We start from the raw sequence: 1,761 nt of genomic DNA, 5'->3' as shown, positions 1-1,761 counted from the left end.
ACCTTGCCCTTCGGTATTGATTTCCCAAATATAGGCGGCTTGTAATTCATATGCTTTTGAGAAATACTTGAAAGCTCCTTCGCTGGTCACCAACAGCTTCTTTTCCTCTGGAATATCAGCAAATTCTTTTTTTGCTTCGCTGTCCAGTTCCGTCAAAGCGGCAATGTATGTATCCGCATTTTTTTCATATGCTTCCTTATTTTCAGGATCTTTTTCGCTCATGACACGAGAGATTTCGGTGATGTACTGAATGCCGTTTGAAATGTCCAGCCAGGCATGAGGATCTTGTTGCGAACTGTTTCCCGACAGATACAGCGGCTCAACATTTTTACTGACAACGAAGTAATCCTCATCTTCCGCCTTGCCAGCAGTTTCCATCAATTTATCAAACCAGCCATTGCCAGTTTCCAAATTCAAGCCGTTGTAGAATACGACATCTGCCTCGCTGACTTTTCGAATGTCTTCCGGCAGGGGTTCGTATTCGTGCGGGTCGGTCCCGACAGGCACGATACTGTGCGCATCGATCAGATCCCCTCCAACTTTTTCTACCATGTCGCCAATAATGGAATTGGTTGAGACCACTTTAAGCTTGGTTTCTGTTGTTTCTGGTGCATCCGTACTTCCCTTATCATCTTCCGGAGAATTTCCGCATCCTCCCAAAACACCTACAAACAGCACTGCAGCAAGCAGCAATAATTTATTTTTCATTATGTAAATTCTCCTTTCTTAGTTGACCAATTAGGCCCTTCCTCGGTGCAAAAATGAATGCCAAAATGAAAAGCATAGCTGCTGCCATGACAATCGTCGCCCCGGATGGCAGATTGTAGGTGTAGCTGAAGTAAAGACCTGCAATGGAACTGATGGTTCCGAATACTGTCGACAGGACAATCATAACGAGCAATTTATCGGTCAGTTGGTAGGCTGTCGCAGCCGGTGTGATCAGCATTGCGATCACCAGAATCGTCCCGACTGTTTGCAGCGAAGTCACAGCAACAAGTGTCAGCAAAAACATTAATCCATAGTTGATTGCACTGATGTTCCAACCATATGATTTTGCAATCGTCGGTGCAAAAGAAGTCAGTTTGAGTTGTTTATAGAAAAGCGGCACTGCGATCAAGACGATAATAAGCACAGCGGCTGTCAACAACATGTCTGAATCCCGGACTGCGAGAACATTTCCGAAGAGGATATGATACAAATCCGTGGAGCTTCTGGCGAAGGAAATCAAGATGATCCCTAGAGCAAAAAATGCGCTGAAGACGATTCCGATTGCCGTATCGTTTTTCAAACGACTGTGTTTCGTGACAAAACCAATGAGAGCGGCCGACGCCATCCCAAAAACAGTGGCGCCGATGATATAGCTGCTCCCCAGCATGTAAGAAATCGCCACTCCTGGTAATACTGCGTGCGAGATGGCATCCCCCATCAAAGACATCCCCCGCAAGATGATGAAGGAACCGATGATTCCGGCAGATATACCGACCATAACGGAAGTGATCAAAGCGTTCTGCAGGACTTGGAAATCCAAGAGTCCTTGAATAAAATCATTTAACATTTGTTCCACCCCCTAGACTGATCATTTCGGTAATTGCTTCCCCATAAGCCCTTCCCATATTGTTGGCAGTAAATACCTCGGATACTGTACCAAAGGCAACCACTTCTTTATTAATCAGGACGATATTATCAAAATAAGACTGTACTTTATGCAGATCATGATGTACGATCACGATCGATTTGCCTTCATCGCGAAGTTGTTTCAAC

The 1,761-nt window shown here is 44.9% G+C and carries 2 protein-coding genes and 1 pseudogene; all 3 read right to left on the bottom strand.

Features of this window, described 5'->3' with window-relative positions:
- Nucleotides 1-708: metal ABC transporter solute-binding protein, Zn/Mn family (locus tag WBV27_RS06250; protein WP_424200386.1), on the bottom strand; the 708-nt coding region annotated here is incomplete at its 3' end.
- A complete protein-coding gene (locus WBV27_RS06245; protein WP_424200384.1) occupies nucleotides 698-1,555 on the bottom strand; it encodes a metal ABC transporter permease in 858 nt (285 codons plus the stop codon). The genes WBV27_RS06245 and WBV27_RS06250, both read right to left, overlap by 11 nt.
- Nucleotides 1,545-1,761, bottom strand: a pseudogene (locus tag WBV27_RS06240) (manganese ABC transporter ATP-binding protein); the annotation flags it as partial. The pseudogene WBV27_RS06240 and the gene WBV27_RS06245, both read right to left, overlap by 11 nt.

This window comes from Trichococcus sp., from assembly GCF_049589555.1.
Classification (GTDB): domain Bacteria; phylum Bacillota; class Bacilli; order Lactobacillales; family Aerococcaceae; genus Trichococcus.
Note: the sequence above shows the minus strand (reverse complement) of the source record. Positions and strands in the feature narration are given on the sequence as shown.